This window comes from Halomonas sp. E14 (genome assembly GCF_052568415.1).
Window position 1 is genome coordinate 2,941,003 of the sequence record NZ_CP199423.1, and the last position, 15,323, is coordinate 2,956,325.

Genomic DNA, 15,323 nt, shown 5'->3' on the forward strand with positions numbered 1-15,323 from the left:
GAAGGACGTCGCCTCACGGCGCCCTCCCCCCGTCTCGCCTGCAAGGAGCCACGCGATATGCAACGACAAGGAACCCCAACCCAGCGCCGCTTTCCCCTCACCCCGCTTGCCGCCGCCCTTGGCCTGGGCACCTTCGGCATGGCCCACGCCGCCCCCGAGGTCACCGAGCAGGAGATCCAGGCCGCCATTGAAACCGAAGAGGGCAACCTGCGCCTGGTCCAGGTGGTCGGCGGGCTGGAGCATCCCTGGGCGGTGGCCTGGCTGCCCGATGGCCGCATGCTGATCACCGAGCGCCCGGGAAATCTCTACCTGGTCGACGACGACGAGATCACCGAGGTCGGCAACCTGCCCCGCATCGATGCCGAAGAGGACCAGCAAACCGCGCCCGAGGGTGGTAACCAGGGCGGCTTGATGGATGTCGCCGTGCACCCGGACCATGACGACAACGGCTGGATCTACTTCACCTATTCCAGCCCCGGCGATGACGACTCGGTGATGGGCGACGACGAGTACGGCACCGGCACGGCGCTGGCCCGCGCCCGCCTGAGCGACGACGGCAGCGAGCTCACCGACCTCGAGACGATCTACGCCCAGGTGCCGCGCACCGCGCCCGGACGCCACTACGGCTCGCGCATCGTCTTCCCCGGCGACGGCAGCGTGATGTTCTCGATCGGCGACCGCGGCATTCGCTACCCCTCCCAGGACCTGACCGACCCGGGCGGCTCGATCATCCGCCTCAACGAGGACGGCGGCGCCTTCGAGGGCAACCCCTTCATCGGCGTCGAGCCGGGCAACCTGCGTCCCGAGATCTTCTCCTACGGCCATCGCAACAACCAGGGCCTGGCCCTGCACCCCGACACCGGAGCGCTGTGGGCCATCGACCACGGCCCCAACCAGGGCGGCGAGCAGCTCTACGTCGCCGAGGCCGGCAGCAACCACGGCTGGCCCCAGGTATCCTTCGGCACCGAATACGATACCGATGAGTTCATCGGCATCGGCCGCGAGGCGCCTGGCGCCAAGCCGCCCGTTCACGTCTGGGACGAGACCCTGGCGCCCTCGGGCCTGGCGTTCTACACCGGCGAGGAGTTCCCCGGCTGGCAGGGCAACCTCTTCGTCGGCGCGCTCTATGCCGAGCGGCTGCACCGGCTGGTGCTGGACGGCGAGTCCATCGCCCATGAAGAGATCTTGCTGGAGAACGAGGTGGGCCGCATCCGCGACGTGCGCCAGGGCCCCGACGGCATGCTCTACGTGCTGACCGACGAGAGCGACGGCGGCCTGTATCGCCTCGAGCCCGTGTTCGAGTCCGAGCCGTGACGGCTCTCGCCTAGCCAGGCGTACTGCACGAGCCAGGCGTACTGCACGAGCCAGCCGCCCCTGGTGCCATCGCTGGGCGCAAACGCAGCGGGGCCGATCATCACGATCGGCCCCGCTGGCAACCGGCGACTGTCTGGCTCAGTTGGCCTCGACGCCTTCCGGCAGCTCGAAGGGAACCCCTTCGGGCGCGTGGAAGTTCACCGGAATCTCGCCGGTCAGCGCTTCCTGGAAGGCCACCAGCTCGTCCAGCGCCTCGCTGTCGAGGTCCTGGCCCAGCTGCACACGCGCCATGATGGCGGTGGCGCGACGCAGGTTGTCGACCGAACCGTCGTGGAAGTAGGGGCCGGTCTTGGCCACGTTGCGCAGCAGCGGCACGCGGAAGAAGAAGCGGTCGCGCTCTTCGCCGGTCACCGTCATCAACCCGGACATGATCTCGGGCGAGCCGGTGTGCTCCCAGTAGTTCTCCATCACGCCGAAGCGCTGCAGCATGGTGCCGCCGACCAGGTTGCCGCTGTGGCAACCCACGCAGCCCACGCTCATGAAGCGGTCCAGGCCGCGCACCTGCAATTCGCTCATGGCGTCGTCGTCGCCTTCCAGCCACGCATCGAACGTAAGCGTCCGGTGATCCCATCTTGAGCCTGGCGCTGCCGTCGTCAGGATAGTGTCCACTTATTTTCTAGTGGACACTTAACATGAACGAATTAAGCGTAACCAAACCCTGCCAACGCCGTCGCCGGTTTTCCCGGGAATTCAAAGCCGGGATTGTCGCCCAGTGCCGAGATCCGGGCGCATCCGTCTCCCGGATCGCTCTGTGTAATGGCCTCAACGCCAACATGGTCCGACGCTGGATCAAGGAGGCGCGACGAGTGCCTAAAGCACCAGCGACAACGCCGGAGTTCGTGCCGGTCAATCTGCCAGCAGCAACTTCAGCACGGAGCCACCACTCGGTCTCGGACAAGCGTAGCACCATCCGCATCGAGATTCCCCGCGCCAGTGGCGCGGTTGTCGTGGAGTGGCCTGCGGAGCAGGCCCACCAGTGTGCCGCCTTGTTGCGGGATCTGTTGGGATGATCCGCATTGATGAGATCTGGCTGGCCACCGAACCGCTGGACATGCGGGCGGGACCGGATAAAGCTCTGGCACGAGTCGTTCAGGTCTTCGGTTCGGCCAGACCCCATTGCGCCTACCTGTTTGCCAACAAGCGAGGCAACCGGATGAAGGTGCTGATCCATGATGGCCTCGGCATCTGGCTGTGTGCCCGTCGTCTAAACCGGGGCAAGTTCCACTGGGGCGAATCCTGGCGAGGCAAACAGTTATGTCTGACCGAAGAACAGTTATCCGCCCTCGTTCAGGGCCTGCCATGGCAACGTATTGGGGCCGATGGCGTCATCTCAATCCTGTAACCACAAGCTGAGCAATACCGCCATAGCCAGAACTGCGAATCGCTTGCAGTACAAGGGCTTGGCATACTAAGGGGCATGACTCAGCGCCCCGACATCAACCAACTCTCTGCCGGTCAGCTCCGTGCTCTCGCTACGGAACTGTTTGATCGTGTTGATAACAAAGAGCGGGCTCTGGTGCACCGTGATGCGGTCATCGAGAAGCTGACCCACGAAGTGGCCATTCTCAAGCGCCATAAGTACGCCCGGCGTAGCGAGCAGCTGGACGCGGTTCAGGGAAAACTGCTGGACGAACTGATCGACAGCGACCTGGCCTCCATCGAGGTCGAACTGGAACAGGCGATGACCGAGGAGCAGAAAGCCGCTCGGCCAAAGCAGCAACCCAAACGCACACCGCTGCCACCGGAACTGCCCCGCACCCTGATCCACCACGAGCCAGAAAATACTCAATGCCAGTGTGGCTGCCAGCTCAAGCGCATTGGCGAAGACGTCAGCGAGAAGCTGGATTATGTCCCGGGTGAGTTCACCGTTGAACGTCACATCCGGGGCAAATGGGCCTGCGACAGCTGCGAGACGTTGATCCAGGCACCGGTGCCACCGCAGGTGATCGACAAAGGCATCCCCACCGCTGGCCTGCTGGCCCAGGTGCTGGTGGCCAAGTATGCCGACCATCTGCCGCTGTACCGTCAGGAACGCATGTTCGGCCGTGCCGGCCTGGAAATCCCGCGCTCCACCCTGGCCGAATGGGTGGGTGCCTGTGGTGTGCAGTTGCAGCCGCTGGTGGATGCGTTGAGAAATACTCTGCTGGAACACAGTGTTCTGCATGCCGATGAAACCCCGGTCAGCATGCTGGCCCCGGGCAAGAAGAAAACCCACAAGGCCTACGTCTGGGCCTACTGCACCACACCGTTTGCCGACCTGAAGGCAGCTATTTACGACTTCGCACCCAGCCGTGCAGGCGAACACGCCCGAACCTTCCTGGGTGACTGGCGGGGCAAGCTGGTCTGTGATGATTACGCTGGCTACAAGGCCGGGTTCGGCAACGGCATTACCGAAATCGGCTGTATGGCCCACGCCCGGCGCAAGTTCTATGACCTGCACGAGGCCAACAAGAGCGAATTGGCGGCCAAGGCCTTGGAATACATCGGTGGACTCTACGAGATCGAGCGGGAAACCAAAGATCTGCCACCGGATATGCGGCGGGAAATCCGGCAAACCAAAGCCAAACCCCTTGCCGATGCGCTGCATCAGTGGATGCTGGCCCATCGCCAGAAAGTGCCGGATGGCTCCGGCACGGCCAAAGCCCTGGATTACAGCCTCAAACGTTGGGAAGCGCTGACGCGCTACCTGGACGATGGCGCTGTGCCCATCGACAACAACTGGGTGGAAAACCAGATCCGACCCTGGGCGCTGGGGCGCAGCAATTGGCTGTTTGCGGGTTCACTGCGCAGTGGTCAACGTGCGGCTGCGGTCATGACCCTAATACAGTCAGCGAAGCTGAATCGGCATGATCCCTATGCCTACCTGAAGGATGTGCTGACTCGCCTGCCGACACAGAAGAACAACGCCATCGACGAGCTATTGCCCCACAACTGGAAACCGGCCATACCTAACAAGGTGTAGGCCGGACGTGTATGGAGAGCCTTCTTCGAAAGCTGGACAAGGTGCCAACTCTAGACGGCAGGATATGCCCTGGGAGATCGATGAGAGAAAGAGGAGGCCATAAGTAGAAAATTTCCCAAGCGACTGGTGGCTCGCTAGGCATACGTGTCGTGTTACTCCTAAGTTATTAGACACACTAGATTTTCCGGGCTTTGCTGGGCTGCGGGTGTCGCAGGTGTATGCCGCACGGAGATCGCAGTTAAACCTGATACTAGGCCGGCTCATGCACTAGCCGGATGTCGATTTCTCTGTCGACATACTTCCACTCCACCGAGGCCCGGAGTTCGGCCAAAAGCCTGTTAAAGCCCGGCTCATCAGACGGGGAATATTCGAACCACGTCAAGAAGTCGAAGGGTTCGCTCTCGCCCAGGTCCCGACAATGGTGGAGACGACGGGCCACAGCAGGGAGATATTGGAGCCCAATGTGAATGTGACGGGACTGCTCCTCAAAAATCTTCCGGCGTTCGTCTTGAGCCAGTCCCCACCATGAGGGGTTTTTCCGGATAGGGATCAGGGCGGCACAGGTGGCCTCTGCTCGACCCAAACTTGGCTGCTTCGCCACGAGACGATCCTTCTCTTCACGCACGACATAACGCTCGTTACTCGTTATCCCGCGAAGAAGCCATTTGGTGCCCAAAGGCTGCGGCGAAACAGAGCCAGCGGCTACGTCGAGCCGGGGGATTCCAGGGAGAGGGGCTCCCGCCACGGCATCCATCCGAACAACGCGCCAAACACCCGTTTCTCCACCAGCGAACGTAAATAATCGTGTATTCATCAGTTTCCTCTCAGGCCTTTCGCCTATTTCTCAGCCAACGCAAAACCGGCATTGCCCGGCGCAACCACTGAAACAAATATAAAAGGTTCGGGGCCAGAGTTCATTGCACCATGTACCTGCCCAGGTTTTGCGATCGCAATATCTCCAGCTTTAAGATGAGTGACTATGCCGTTACCTTGATGATATTCGGCTTCACCTGAGATAACCGTCCAAGTATCTTGGCCGTGAGGATGTACATGGGAAGCTATTTCCTGCCCAGGGTGGGCGTGCCAAACAACGACGACAGAGTCATTGGTTTCCAGAACAACCGAACGAATCGGTTCGCCGTTAGACGGACGAACATATTCATCCACCGAAAAAATCCGCGATTCAGTTTCTGCTCTCATGTTCACACCCATTTAAAACTGATTGGACACGTACTCTAAACGCAACTGCGCCTGGACAGCACATGAAGATATGTACCTAAGCGCCCTTCGGGAAAACTATGCTCTGGCGCACAGAGACCGTCAATACTCCGTCGTGGGTAGGCATGACATAACGGGAGGAGACGGGCGACGCTTTGGTCATATGTACATGAGAAGGTGGCTCGCCCGCTCGGCAGGGTTGTTGTCGATGGGCAGGTGTCCCCCTTTCGATGTAGCGGATCAGCTTTAACCAGTTGCTCGCAAGGCAATTGATTGCTTGCCCAAGGCACTTTGACGACGTGACCTGGGGAGGGGTTTTGTCCAGCCTAGCTTTCAGTTGCTCCAGGAAAGCCTGGCTTTGCGACTGGCGCGTCTGGTATCGCTGGGCATCGCCCGCCTCTTCCATGTCGCGCTCGATGCCGTAGAGCTTGTTGATAAGAGTCAGTGCCATCTCCGCTCGGCCGATCTTGCCCTTGGATTGAGTTTTCTGATGAACTTGCGCCGCGCATGCCCAGCAACCTATACGCTCGACGCCTTTCTGCCTCCAGGAGGCGCTGCGGCACCTCCTGGGTACGGCTAGCGGTGTAATTGAACAGGATGACCGGAAGATTTGGTGGGCCACCGCGATCTCCTCAGTAGCTATAGCCAAACAGGTTGGGTATGAGAAGTTCAAGGGGGGGCGAGCAAAGCCCCCGTTCCAATTGATTCTCTATTCCACACAAATGGCGATATAAGCCGGCGGGTGATGACGACCCTGGAAGCTCTGGCATCGAGAGTGGATGTCTACTCCATCGACGAGGCGTTTCTGGATCTGACCGGAATCGACCGGGTGGTAAGCTTCGAGCCTTTTGGTCGGCAGGCGATTTGGCTCAAGGTGGAATCACCGGACGGTTACCATCGAACGGGGCCGGGGTGCGCAGGGTCGTCTGGTAGAATTCCAGCGCCTGGCCGTAGTTCTCGACCGAAACCGGCTCCGGGTCATTGGGGAAGGCGGCCTGGAACAGCTCCTCGTAACCGTGTTCGATCAGCACCGGCAGGATATCGGTACGCTGGTCGAAGCCCATCGAGCCGGTGATGGAGCCCATTGCCTGGGCGGCGCCGTTTTCACGATCGGCCAGCCAGCGCAGCCCGGGGGTTTCCATCGAGTGAAAGACCGTCTGCGACTGCATGGTGCGCCCGCCCCGTGCGTTGATCGAACGCTCGCGGCTGTCGGAGCCCCAGTTCTCCTGGAAGTGACAGCTGGCACAGGCCACCTTGCCGTTGGAGGAGAGGCGCATGTCCCAGAACAGCGCTTGCCCCAGCTGGGCGACGGGATTCTCGATATCCTCGGCCGGTGTCGCCTGCACGCTGCCCAGCACCCGGTTGGCGCGATCGCGGATCTCGTCGTTATCCACGGCCCAGGCGGTGCCAAGCGTCATCGCGCCCGCTACCGCGGTGGCCAGTAGTGTCTTCATTGCCATTTCTTGTTCCCCTCGGTCATGACCCGCCAGGCGGTCCCACAGTTGCCTTGACAGTCGTCAAGCCCAACCTAGCGGAAGCGCAACCGCCGCGACAAGACGCCGCACCCTGCTACCGGGCTTGTCCTTGACGATGGTCAATCGCAAGTCACTTATTTTGGCCGGCGCTGCGCCGGCTCAACCCTGCCGTGGCGAGGCCGGCACATGGACGGCCAGCCAGAGATCGAGCGCCTGCAGGGTGGGGGCCATGCACGCCTCCAGGGCCTCGAATTGGCCACGCGCCGCATCCTGTTGCCCTTCGCGCGCCAGCGTCTCGAGCCGGCGCGCCGCGTCTGCCAGCGCCACGCCGCCAAGGCTAGCCGACTCGCCCTTGGTGCGGTGGGCGGCTGCCGCCACGCCCTCCAGGTCGTGCTGCGCCAGGGCCTGGGCCATGGCCTGGCGATAGTTCGCCAGCTGTTCGCGGTGCAGCGCCACCAGCGTCGCCAGGGGGCCGGGGCCGAGGGTTTCCAGCAGCTCGGCCAGCGCCTGCGGATCGAGCAGCCCGGTGTCGACCTGGCGGGACGCATCAATGGCGACATCGCTGCCGGGGGCGGCGGCAGGATCGGTGGCCTGGGCCACCCGCTGCAGGCAGCGGGCCAGCGCCATGCGGTCGAGCGGCTTGGTCAGGTAGTCGCTCATGCCGGCCTTGAGGCAGCGCTCACGATCCGCGCCGGGGCCGGCCGCGGTCATCGCCACGATCGGCACCTGCGCCTGCCAGCCGCCCAGCGCACGCAGCCGGCGCGTGGCCTGCAGGCCATCCATGCCGGGCATCTGCACGTCCATGAAGATCAGGTCGAAGCTCGCCTGCTCGACGCGCTCGAGCGCCTGCGGCCCGCTGCCGACCACCTGCACGCGGCAGCCGAGCCGCTCCAGCATGGCCACGGCGACCTGCTGGTTGACGGCATTGTCTTCGACCAGCAGTACCTGCGCCCCGGCCGCCTGCGGCAAGGGCCTCGGCTTGCCCCGCTCCGCTTCGGGCTCCGGCTCCCCTTCCGCCGCCTCCAGCGGCAGCTCGAACCAGAAACGGCTGCCCACGCCCGGTCGACTGTCGACCCCGATGCTGCCGCCCATGGCGTAGGTCAGGCGGCGGCAGATCGCCAGCCCCAGCCCGGTGCCGCCATAGTGGCGCGAAATGGAGGCGTCGGCCTGCAGGAAGGGCTCGAACAGGCGGTCGTGCAGCGCCTCGGGAATACCGGGGCCGGTATCGTAGACGCTCAGCTTCAGCCGGCCCTCATCGGTCAAGGCGGCCTCGACGCGCACTTCGCCCAGCTCGGTGAACTTGATGGCATTCGCCAGCAGATTGAGCAGCACCTGGCGCAGGCGCGAGGGGTCACCCATCAACAGCGGCGGCAGCTGCGGTGAGAGGTGGTAAGTCAGCGCCAGCCCCTTGGCCTCGGCGCGAGGGGCGAACAGGCGGCAGGCATCCTCCACCATGGAAGCCAGCGGCACCGGGCGGCGCTCAAGCTCGAGCCGCCCCGACTCGATCTTGGAGAAGTCGAGAATGTCGTTGATGAGTTCCAGCAAGCGTTCGGCGCTGAGATGAAGCGTGCGGGCATAGTCGCGCGAGCGCGAGTCGAGCGGCTGGTCGAGCAGCAGGTCGCTCATGCCGATGACCCCGTTGAGCGGGGTGCGGATCTCATGGCTGACCGTGGCGAGGAACTCCGACTTCGACTGGCTGGCCGCCTCGGCACGATGGGCCGTGGCCTGCAGCTCGCGGCTTAGGGTCTCGAGGGAACTGCGCGCCGCCGCATTCTCCCTCACTTCGCGAAAGAGGAAGATCGCGACCAGCAAGCCGGCCAGCGACATGGCCATGATCAGTGCCAGCAGCAGAGCGTAGAGGCTCTGCAGCGCCTGGCGCTCGTGCGTAGCCGCCTCGGCGATATGGCCGTTGATCGCCACCACCAGCTGCTCGCTGTAGCTGCCGATGCGCTGCAGCCGGTCGTTCACCACCCAGCGTACGCCTTGGTCGAGCCTGGTCAGCTCATCGAGCAGCCGGTCGATGTCGTCCATGTAGCCGAACAACGACGGCATCAGGCGGGCAGCGGCCGGGATCTGCTCGAGCACCCCGGCGACATCGCCCCGCCGGGACAGGCTGAGGCGACTGGCGATCAGGTCGAAGCGCAGCCGCAGGGCTTCCAGCGACTGCCCGCTTCCGCTGCCCAGCGCCAGGTCGCTGCGCAGCTGCACGATGTCGCGGTCGAGCTTGTAGGCATACCAGGCTGCATCGGCCACCACGCCCTGGTGCAGGCCCTCCTGGCGCCAGGCCGCCAGGCCCACCACCACCAGGGCGGCGGCAAAGAAGAGCAGCGTGGCGGCGGCACCCAGCTTCAGCCTGAGGGGAAAACGCAACATGCGCGGGCTCCGAAATCAACAGCCTTCAGGGAGCATGGATCTCGCTGGCATGCCACACCGAGCGAAAGCGCACGGCATGGGTCAGCAGCTCCGGGTGGTCGTCGAAGGGGTAGAGCACGAACACCGGGCCGAGCTCGCGTACCGAGAGCGGTTCGCCATCGCGCATGACCGCGAGGATGACCCCATAGTCGTGCAGTTCGGATACCGGCACGGTGGCCCCGAAACCATCCAGCGAAGAGACGCGGACTTCGCTGGCCTGGACGCCGGCGGCCTCGAGCACGGCGCGGAACAACGGTCCCTCGAAATGCCCTTCGCCTTCGGTCCAGGGGGTATGGGTGATCACTAACGTGGGCGACAGGCCCATCATCAGCGCCCGGTCGAGGTGCAGCTCCGCCCCCACGTTGGGGTATGCCACCGCCCCGGTGACGCGCAGGATGACCTCGTCCGAGGGCGGCGGCAGCGCCGCGGCAAGGGCCGGCAGGCTGGACAGCATCAGGCCACTGCTGAGAAGCACGTGGCGCACGCAGGCAGGTCGAATCTTCATGGCTGTCCGCTATGGCTGGAAAACGCCGACAGCGTACGCGAAATGCCACGAAAGGTCAGTCGGATTTGGTGGCCGCAGGGGGATTCCCTGCGGCGGGACGGGTCTCAGGTGGCGAGCTTGTCCAGCGGCTCGCAGCGCACCAGGTCCTCGTAGGCGTGCCAGCTGGCATGCCCCAGCACGGGGAGGATGAGGGCCAGGCCGATGTAGAAGGTGAGCACCCCGACCAGCACGCAGCCGGTGAGGATGGCCGCCCACAGCAGCATGGGACGGAAATTGCGCGCCACGGCACGCACGCTGGCCTCGATGCCCTCCATGAAGGTCAGGTCCTGGTCCATCAGGGTGGGGATGGCCACGACGCTGATGCTGAAGGCACCGAAGGCGAGCACGGCCCCCACCGCCGTGCCGACGGCGATCAACCCGAGCCCCTGCGGGGTGGTCAGCAGCGAGGCATACAGCGCCGCGGCGCTGGGCGCCTCGAAGCCGTAGAACAGCGCGAAGAGCAGCGTGGCCAGGCGAATCCAGGCCAGGAAGAAGATCATCATCATCACGCCCATCATCGCCAGTTGGCCGGCATGCGGCTTCCAGGCGCTGAAGGCGTCGCCGAGATGCGGGGCGCGGTTGGCCTCCAGGGCTCGGCTGATGCCGTAGGAGCCAACGGCCACCAGCGGGCCGATGAACATGAAGCCGGCGATCAGCGGCAGCAGCCAGTGCCACAGGTCGAGCATCAGCGCACCCACGGTCACGGCGATGCTGATGCCGACCCAGAACATGCCGTAGGCCAGGCTGACCGCGGTGGCGCGGCGGAAGTCCTCGATGCCCGCCGCCAGCCATGCCTTGGGCCTGTCCATGCCGACCGGGTTGATGATGATCTTGACGGAAGGCGCGGCTGAATGCGGATTGGATCTTGTCGTTGCGTTCATTGTCTTACCCCATGTCGCCGAGAGAGGGTGAGGCGCCCTGGGCGGCACGCTGGCCGTGGAGCGTCTTGTTGTTGTCCTGCTTCGTCACTGTAGTTGACCTGGCGCAAGCTTGCCGCCGTAGATGGTCAACGCACCAGCCCACGACGGCAGCAGCGCGGAGCCATGCGCCCGCTTACCTTTGGGCATAAAAAGCTTACTTTATAAAACAAAAGGAATATAAGAATGCAAAAGCGTTCCTTCTGACCCGCCACCCCCCGCAGTACCATGCGAGCTGTACGAGAAACGAACCACGGAGCCCAACATGAACCGGTTATCAGGCATGGCAGCCCTGCCGCTGGTCGGCTTGCTGCTGTCGGCCGGCCTGCCCCAGGCGGCAATGGCCGAGGCCACCTTTTCGCAAGCCCAGCTCGAGGTGATGGCGGGCAGCTGCGCCAACTGCCATGGCACCGATGGTCGCCTTGCCGGCATCGTGCCGGCCATCGCCGGGCGCCCAGCCGCAGCGCTGGAGTCTCGCCTGCTGGCGTTCAAGCACGGCCAGGCCACCGACACCACCATCATGGACCGCATCGCCAAGGGCTTCACCGACGAAGAGCTTGGTGCCTTGGCACGCCATTTTGCCGCCATCGACCTGCGGGACGATGACGCGACCGACGCCGAAGATCAGCCGACACAAGAGTGAGGAAGCGCCACATGAGCCACGACGTTATTCGCAGCGGCCTGTCGCGCCGCCAGCTGATCAAGGGCCTGGGCGCCGCTTCGCTGCTGCCGCTGGCCGCCGGTGCTGCCCCGTTCGCCATCGGCGGCCAGAGCGCCGGCCAGGTCATCGTGGTCGGGGGCGGGTTCGGTGGCGCCACGGCGGCCAAGTACCTGAAGCGCGCCAACCCGGCCATTGAGGTGATCCTGGTCGAGCCCGCCGAAACCTTCTACACCTGCCCATTCAGCAACCTCTTCCTGGGCGGCCTGCGCGACATGCGCAGCATCGCCCACGGCTACGATGAGCTCACCGACCGCTACGGCGTACGCGTGATCCACGCCACCGCCGAGGACATCGATTCGGCGGCGCGCAAGGTAACGCTGTCTACCGGACGCGTGCTGGAGTACGACCGCCTGGTGCTTTCGCCCGGCATCGACATCCGCTGGAACGCCCTGGAGGGCTACGACGAGGCAGCCGCTGAAAAGGCGCCTCACGCCTGGAAGGCCGGCGCTCAGACGGAGCTGCTGCGTCGACAGCTCGAAGAGATGGAGGATGGCGGCACCTTCGTCATGGTGGCTCCGGCCAACCCCTTCCGCTGCCCGCCCGGGCCCTACGAGCGGGCCAGCCTGATCGCGCACTATTTCTCGGAGTACAAGCCGAAGTCCAAGGTGCTGATCCTCGACGCCAAGGACAACTTCTCCAAGCAAGGGTTGTTCATGGAGGGCTGGGAGCGGCTTTACGGTGATCGCATCGAGTGGGTCGGTCTGTCCGACGACGGCCGCGTCACCCGGGTGGATGCCGACACCCTGGAAGTCGAGACCGAGTTCGGCACCGTGCACCGCGCCGACGTGCTCAACGTGATTCCGCCGCAGAAGGCGGGCTGGATCGCCGAGCGGGCGGGGGTCGTCGACGCCTCCGGCTGGGTACCGGTGAAGGCGGAGACCTTCGAGTCCCAGCAGGTCGAGCACATCTACGTGGTGGGCGATGCTACCGTGGCGGCGCCGATGCCCAAGTCCGGCTTCTGCGCCAATGCGCAGGCCAAGGTGGTGGCGGCCGCCATTGCCGCCTCGTTGGAGTCACGCTCCGCGCCGCAAGCCTACTGGACCAACACCTGCTACAGCCTGGTGGGCCCGGACTACGGCATCTCGGTGGCCGGTGTCTACCGCGTGCAGGAGGGCGTCATCGCCGAGGTGGAGGGGGCCGGCGGCGTCAGCCCGGCGGATGCCCCCAGTGCCACCCGAGCGCTGGAAGCCGAATATGCCGTGGGCTGGTACAACGCCATCTGCCAGGACACCTGGGGAACGCAGCTCTGACACCCGGCCTCGTTCACCCGGTATACTCTTGGGCCGCCCACTGGGGCGGCCCAACGACTTTGACGGCACGAGGAATCACGACACCATGAGCCATACCGAGCTGGTTGCCTGGTCGGGCTTGCTCATCGGCCTGGTTTTCGGCGCCACCGGCCAGGCCACGGGCTTCTGCCTGCTGCGGGGGTTCGTCCACCGCTGGCGCCACGGCGATGGACGCCGCCTCAGGGCATTTGCCATTGCCATGGCCGTGGCCCTGCTCGGCAGCCAGGCGCTGGCGAGCGCCGGCCTGGTCAATCTGAATGCCTCGCTCTACCCCGCGCCGAACCTGGCCTGGCTCGCCGTTCCCCTGGGCGGGGTGCTGTTCGGCTACGGCATGGCCCTGGCTAACGGCTGCGGCGCCCGCGCCCTGGTCCTGCTCGGCAGCGGCAACCTGCGCAGCTTCGTGGTGCTGGTCTGCCTGGGGCTTGCCGCCTACATGACGCTTTCTGGGGTGCTGGCGTCGCTGCGCCTGTGGCTGGAAGGCTTCACCCTCGCCCTGCCGGCCCGGGACCTGCCGCACCTGCTGGGCCTGCCCCCGCTGTTGCCGGCGCTGTTGCTGGGGGGGGCGCTGCTGGCCTGGGCCTTTGCCAGCGCGCCCTTGCGCGGCTCACCGCGCGACTGGCTGAGCGGCGTCATCATCGGCAGCCTGATACCGGCGAGCTGGTACGCCACCGGCGTGCTCGGCTTCGACGACTTCGAGCCGGTGCGCCTGGCCAGCCTCACCTTCGTCGCTCCCATCGGCGAGGCGCTGCAGTACCTGATGCTCTCCACCGGCTCGCGCCTCGGCTTCGGGGTCAGCGTGGTGGCCGGCGTGGTGCTCGGCGCGCTGCTGATGGCACTGGCGCGCCGCGACTTCGTGCTGTGCGCCTTCGACGGCCCTACGCACATGCTGCGCGGCATGGCCGGCGGGGCGCTGATGGGCGTCGGCGGTGTCATGTCGCTGGGCTGCTCCATCGGCCAGGGGCTGTCGGGCTTCTCGACGTTGTCGCTGGCCACCTTTGCCGCACTGGCGGGCATTGCCCTGGGTGCCCGCCTGGGAATCACCGGCCCCTTGGCGCTGTCCAAGGGCTGACCGACTTTCTGGAGGAGTCATGCGCCCATCCCGCCCCACCCCCACTTTCGCGGCCCGCCGCCTGCCGCTCAAGCTGGCAATCGCCGCACTCGGCTTCGGTCTGATCGGGCCGGCGCTGGCCGGCCCCTGGCAGCAGCTCGATGCCGCCCAGCAGCTGCTGGCAGGCGAGGAGCCCCACACCAAGGGGCTGGTGCTCGAGCTGCCCCACGTCTCCGAGGATGGCTCCGCGGTGCCACTCACGGTCAGCTTCGACGGCCAGCTGGCCGAAGGCGACCGGATCGAGCGTATCGACCTGTTCGCCACCGCCAACCCCTACCCGGAGATCGCCACCTTCCTGCTGACCCCGCTGAGCGGCAAGCCGGAGGTCTCGACCCGGGTACGCCTCAACGAGACCCAGCAGGTTATTGCGATCGCCACCAGCCAGGCGGGCGAGCGCTTCGCCACGGCCCGCGAGGTGCGCGTCACGGTCAGCGGCTGCCTGCTGCGCAGCGGCGACGATGCCCCCGAGCCACTGGCCAATCCGCGCGTCAGCGTCGGCAGCGGGCAGCCGGCCGAGGTGCGCACCCTGATCAGCCACCCCATGGAAACGGGGTTGCGCGAGGCGGAGAACGGCGAGACGCTGCCGCGGCATATCATCGAACGCTTCACCGTCTCGCTGGATGGCGACATCGCCTTCGAGGCCGAGCTGCACCAGGCCGTTTCGGCCAACCCCTACCTGCGCTTCTACCTGACCCCCGAAAGCGACGCCGAGGCGCTGTTCGAATGGCATGACGACAGCGGCAACAGCGCGCGCCACAGCACCGACCTCGGCGCATCCTGAGGCTGCGCCAAGTTCGCAACGAACCTGAAACGATGTCGCCCCGCCCCGGCAAGCCGGGGCGGGGCGATTGCATGGCTGGGAAGGCTCAGCGCACGATCATCACCGACACCTTGGCATGGTGCACCACATGCTCGGCGTTGGGGCCGAGCACGTAGTCGGCGAACTTGCGCTTGTTGTGCGAGGCCATCACGATCAGGTCAACCTCGAGCTTCTTGGCTACCTTGATGATCGCCTCCCAGGGCGAGCCATCGGCGATCACCGACTGCACCTTGATGTCTTCCGGTACGTGCTCCTCGATGAAGCGGTGCTGCGCCTGCGACACCGCCTCGTGCGCCTTCTTCGAGAAATCCCGCGGAAAGTAGGAGCCGACCAGCGGCATGTGGTAGTCCGGCATCACCGTCACTAGGTGCAGCGACGCCCCGAAGGTGCGACACAGGGTGACGGCCGTGGGCAGTGCCTTGGACCAGGAGCTCTGCTCGTTGAGATCTACTGATAGCAGTATCTTGTGGTACATGCCTCATC

The 15,323-nt window shown here is 65.0% G+C and carries 16 protein-coding genes and 1 pseudogene; 8 read left to right on the top strand and 9 right to left on the bottom strand.

The features are described from left to right. Window positions 1-57 precede the first annotated feature (57 nt). Entirely contained in the window at window positions 58-1,314 is a 1,257-nt protein-coding gene (locus ACT7B3_RS13670) for a PQQ-dependent sugar dehydrogenase (RefSeq protein ID WP_445158313.1), read from the top strand. Between the two features lie 138 nt (window positions 1,315-1,452). On the opposite strand, the gene ACT7B3_RS13675 is transcribed toward ACT7B3_RS13670, so the two are convergent. After that, window positions 1,453-1,890 (bottom strand): cytochrome-c peroxidase, encoded by a 438-nt coding sequence (locus tag ACT7B3_RS13675; RefSeq protein WP_445158314.1) that lies wholly within the window; start codon window positions 1,888-1,890, stop codon window positions 1,453-1,455. Between the two features lie 116 nt (window positions 1,891-2,006). On the opposite strand from ACT7B3_RS13675, the gene tnpA reads away from it, so the two are divergent. From tnpA to tnpC, 3 genes are all read left to right on the top strand, one after another. After that, window positions 2,007-2,384, top strand: coding sequence for an IS66-like element accessory protein TnpA (gene tnpA, locus ACT7B3_RS13680; protein ID WP_008175582.1), 378 nt, complete (start codon window positions 2,007-2,009; stop codon window positions 2,382-2,384). Further along, window positions 2,381-2,716: an IS66 family insertion sequence element accessory protein TnpB gene (tnpB, locus tag ACT7B3_RS13685; RefSeq protein ID WP_008175580.1), complete on the top strand. Its 336-nt coding sequence runs from the start codon at window positions 2,381-2,383 to the stop codon at window positions 2,714-2,716. The genes tnpA and tnpB overlap by 4 nt, the downstream gene beginning before the upstream one ends. A 75-nt stretch (window positions 2,717-2,791) precedes the next feature. Continuing rightward, complete coding sequence (gene tnpC, locus ACT7B3_RS13690) at window positions 2,792-4,336, top strand: IS66 family transposase (protein WP_008175578.1); 1,545 nt, start codon at window positions 2,792-2,794, stop codon at window positions 4,334-4,336. Between the two features lie 250 nt (window positions 4,337-4,586). Here tnpC and ACT7B3_RS13695 read toward each other — a convergent pair whose 3' ends face one another. From ACT7B3_RS13695 to ACT7B3_RS13725, 7 genes and pseudogenes are all read right to left on the bottom strand, one after another. Beyond that, complete coding sequence (locus ACT7B3_RS13695) at window positions 4,587-5,150, bottom strand: chlorite dismutase family protein (protein ID WP_001097412.1); 564 nt, start codon at window positions 5,148-5,150, stop codon at window positions 4,587-4,589. A 23-nt stretch (window positions 5,151-5,173) separates the two neighbouring features. Continuing rightward, complete coding sequence (locus ACT7B3_RS13700; RefSeq protein ID WP_001201003.1) at window positions 5,174-5,536, bottom strand: cupin domain-containing protein; 363 nt, start codon at window positions 5,534-5,536, stop codon at window positions 5,174-5,176. Between the two features lie 201 nt (window positions 5,537-5,737). Next, window positions 5,738-6,174 (bottom strand): annotated as a pseudogene (locus ACT7B3_RS13705) (IS66 family transposase); the annotation flags it as partial. Between the two features lie 249 nt (window positions 6,175-6,423). After that, the gene (locus ACT7B3_RS13710) at window positions 6,424-7,008 is read right to left on the bottom strand and encodes a cytochrome c peroxidase (RefSeq protein ID WP_445158315.1); all 585 of its coding nucleotides are present in this window, start codon (window positions 7,006-7,008) and stop codon (window positions 6,424-6,426) included. 180 nt (window positions 7,009-7,188) lie between these two features. Then, entirely contained in the window at window positions 7,189-9,402 is a 2,214-nt protein-coding gene (locus tag ACT7B3_RS13715) for an ATP-binding protein (protein WP_445158316.1), read from the bottom strand. Window positions 9,403-9,427: 25 nt separating this feature from the next. After that, window positions 9,428-9,946, bottom strand: coding sequence for a molybdopterin-dependent oxidoreductase (locus ACT7B3_RS13720; protein WP_445158317.1), 519 nt, complete (start codon window positions 9,944-9,946; stop codon window positions 9,428-9,430). 104 nt (window positions 9,947-10,050) lie between these two features. Further along, on the bottom strand, window positions 10,051-10,866 hold the full coding sequence (locus ACT7B3_RS13725; protein ID WP_445158318.1) for a DUF2189 domain-containing protein: 816 nt from the start codon (window positions 10,864-10,866) through the stop codon (window positions 10,051-10,053). Between the two features lie 301 nt (window positions 10,867-11,167). On the opposite strand from ACT7B3_RS13725, the gene ACT7B3_RS13730 reads away from it, so the two are divergent. The 4 genes from ACT7B3_RS13730 (at window position 11,168) to soxZ (ending at window position 14,801) form a co-directional block, all read left to right on the top strand. Continuing rightward, window positions 11,168-11,545: a c-type cytochrome gene (locus ACT7B3_RS13730; RefSeq protein ID WP_445158319.1), complete on the top strand. Its 378-nt coding sequence runs from the start codon at window positions 11,168-11,170 to the stop codon at window positions 11,543-11,545. Between the two features lie 11 nt (window positions 11,546-11,556). Beyond that, window positions 11,557-12,873 carry an FCSD flavin-binding domain-containing protein gene (locus tag ACT7B3_RS13735; protein ID WP_445158320.1) on the top strand — a complete coding sequence of 439 codons (1,317 nt, stop codon included), beginning with the start codon at window positions 11,557-11,559 and terminating at the stop codon, window positions 12,871-12,873. Between the two features lie 85 nt (window positions 12,874-12,958). Then, window positions 12,959-13,981 carry a YeeE/YedE family protein gene (locus ACT7B3_RS13740; RefSeq protein ID WP_445158321.1) on the top strand — a complete coding sequence of 341 codons (1,023 nt, stop codon included), beginning with the start codon at window positions 12,959-12,961 and terminating at the stop codon, window positions 13,979-13,981. Between the two features lie 19 nt (window positions 13,982-14,000). After that, window positions 14,001-14,801 carry a thiosulfate oxidation carrier complex protein SoxZ gene (soxZ, locus tag ACT7B3_RS13745; RefSeq protein ID WP_445158322.1) on the top strand — a complete coding sequence of 267 codons (801 nt, stop codon included), beginning with the start codon at window positions 14,001-14,003 and terminating at the stop codon, window positions 14,799-14,801. A gap of 85 nt (window positions 14,802-14,886) precedes the next feature. Here the strand turns inward: soxZ and ACT7B3_RS13750 are convergent, their stop codons facing one another. After that, window positions 14,887-15,315, bottom strand: a complete 429-nt coding sequence (locus tag ACT7B3_RS13750) for a universal stress protein (protein ID WP_445158323.1) — start codon at window positions 15,313-15,315, stop codon at window positions 14,887-14,889. Window positions 15,316-15,323: the final 8 nt, after the last annotated feature.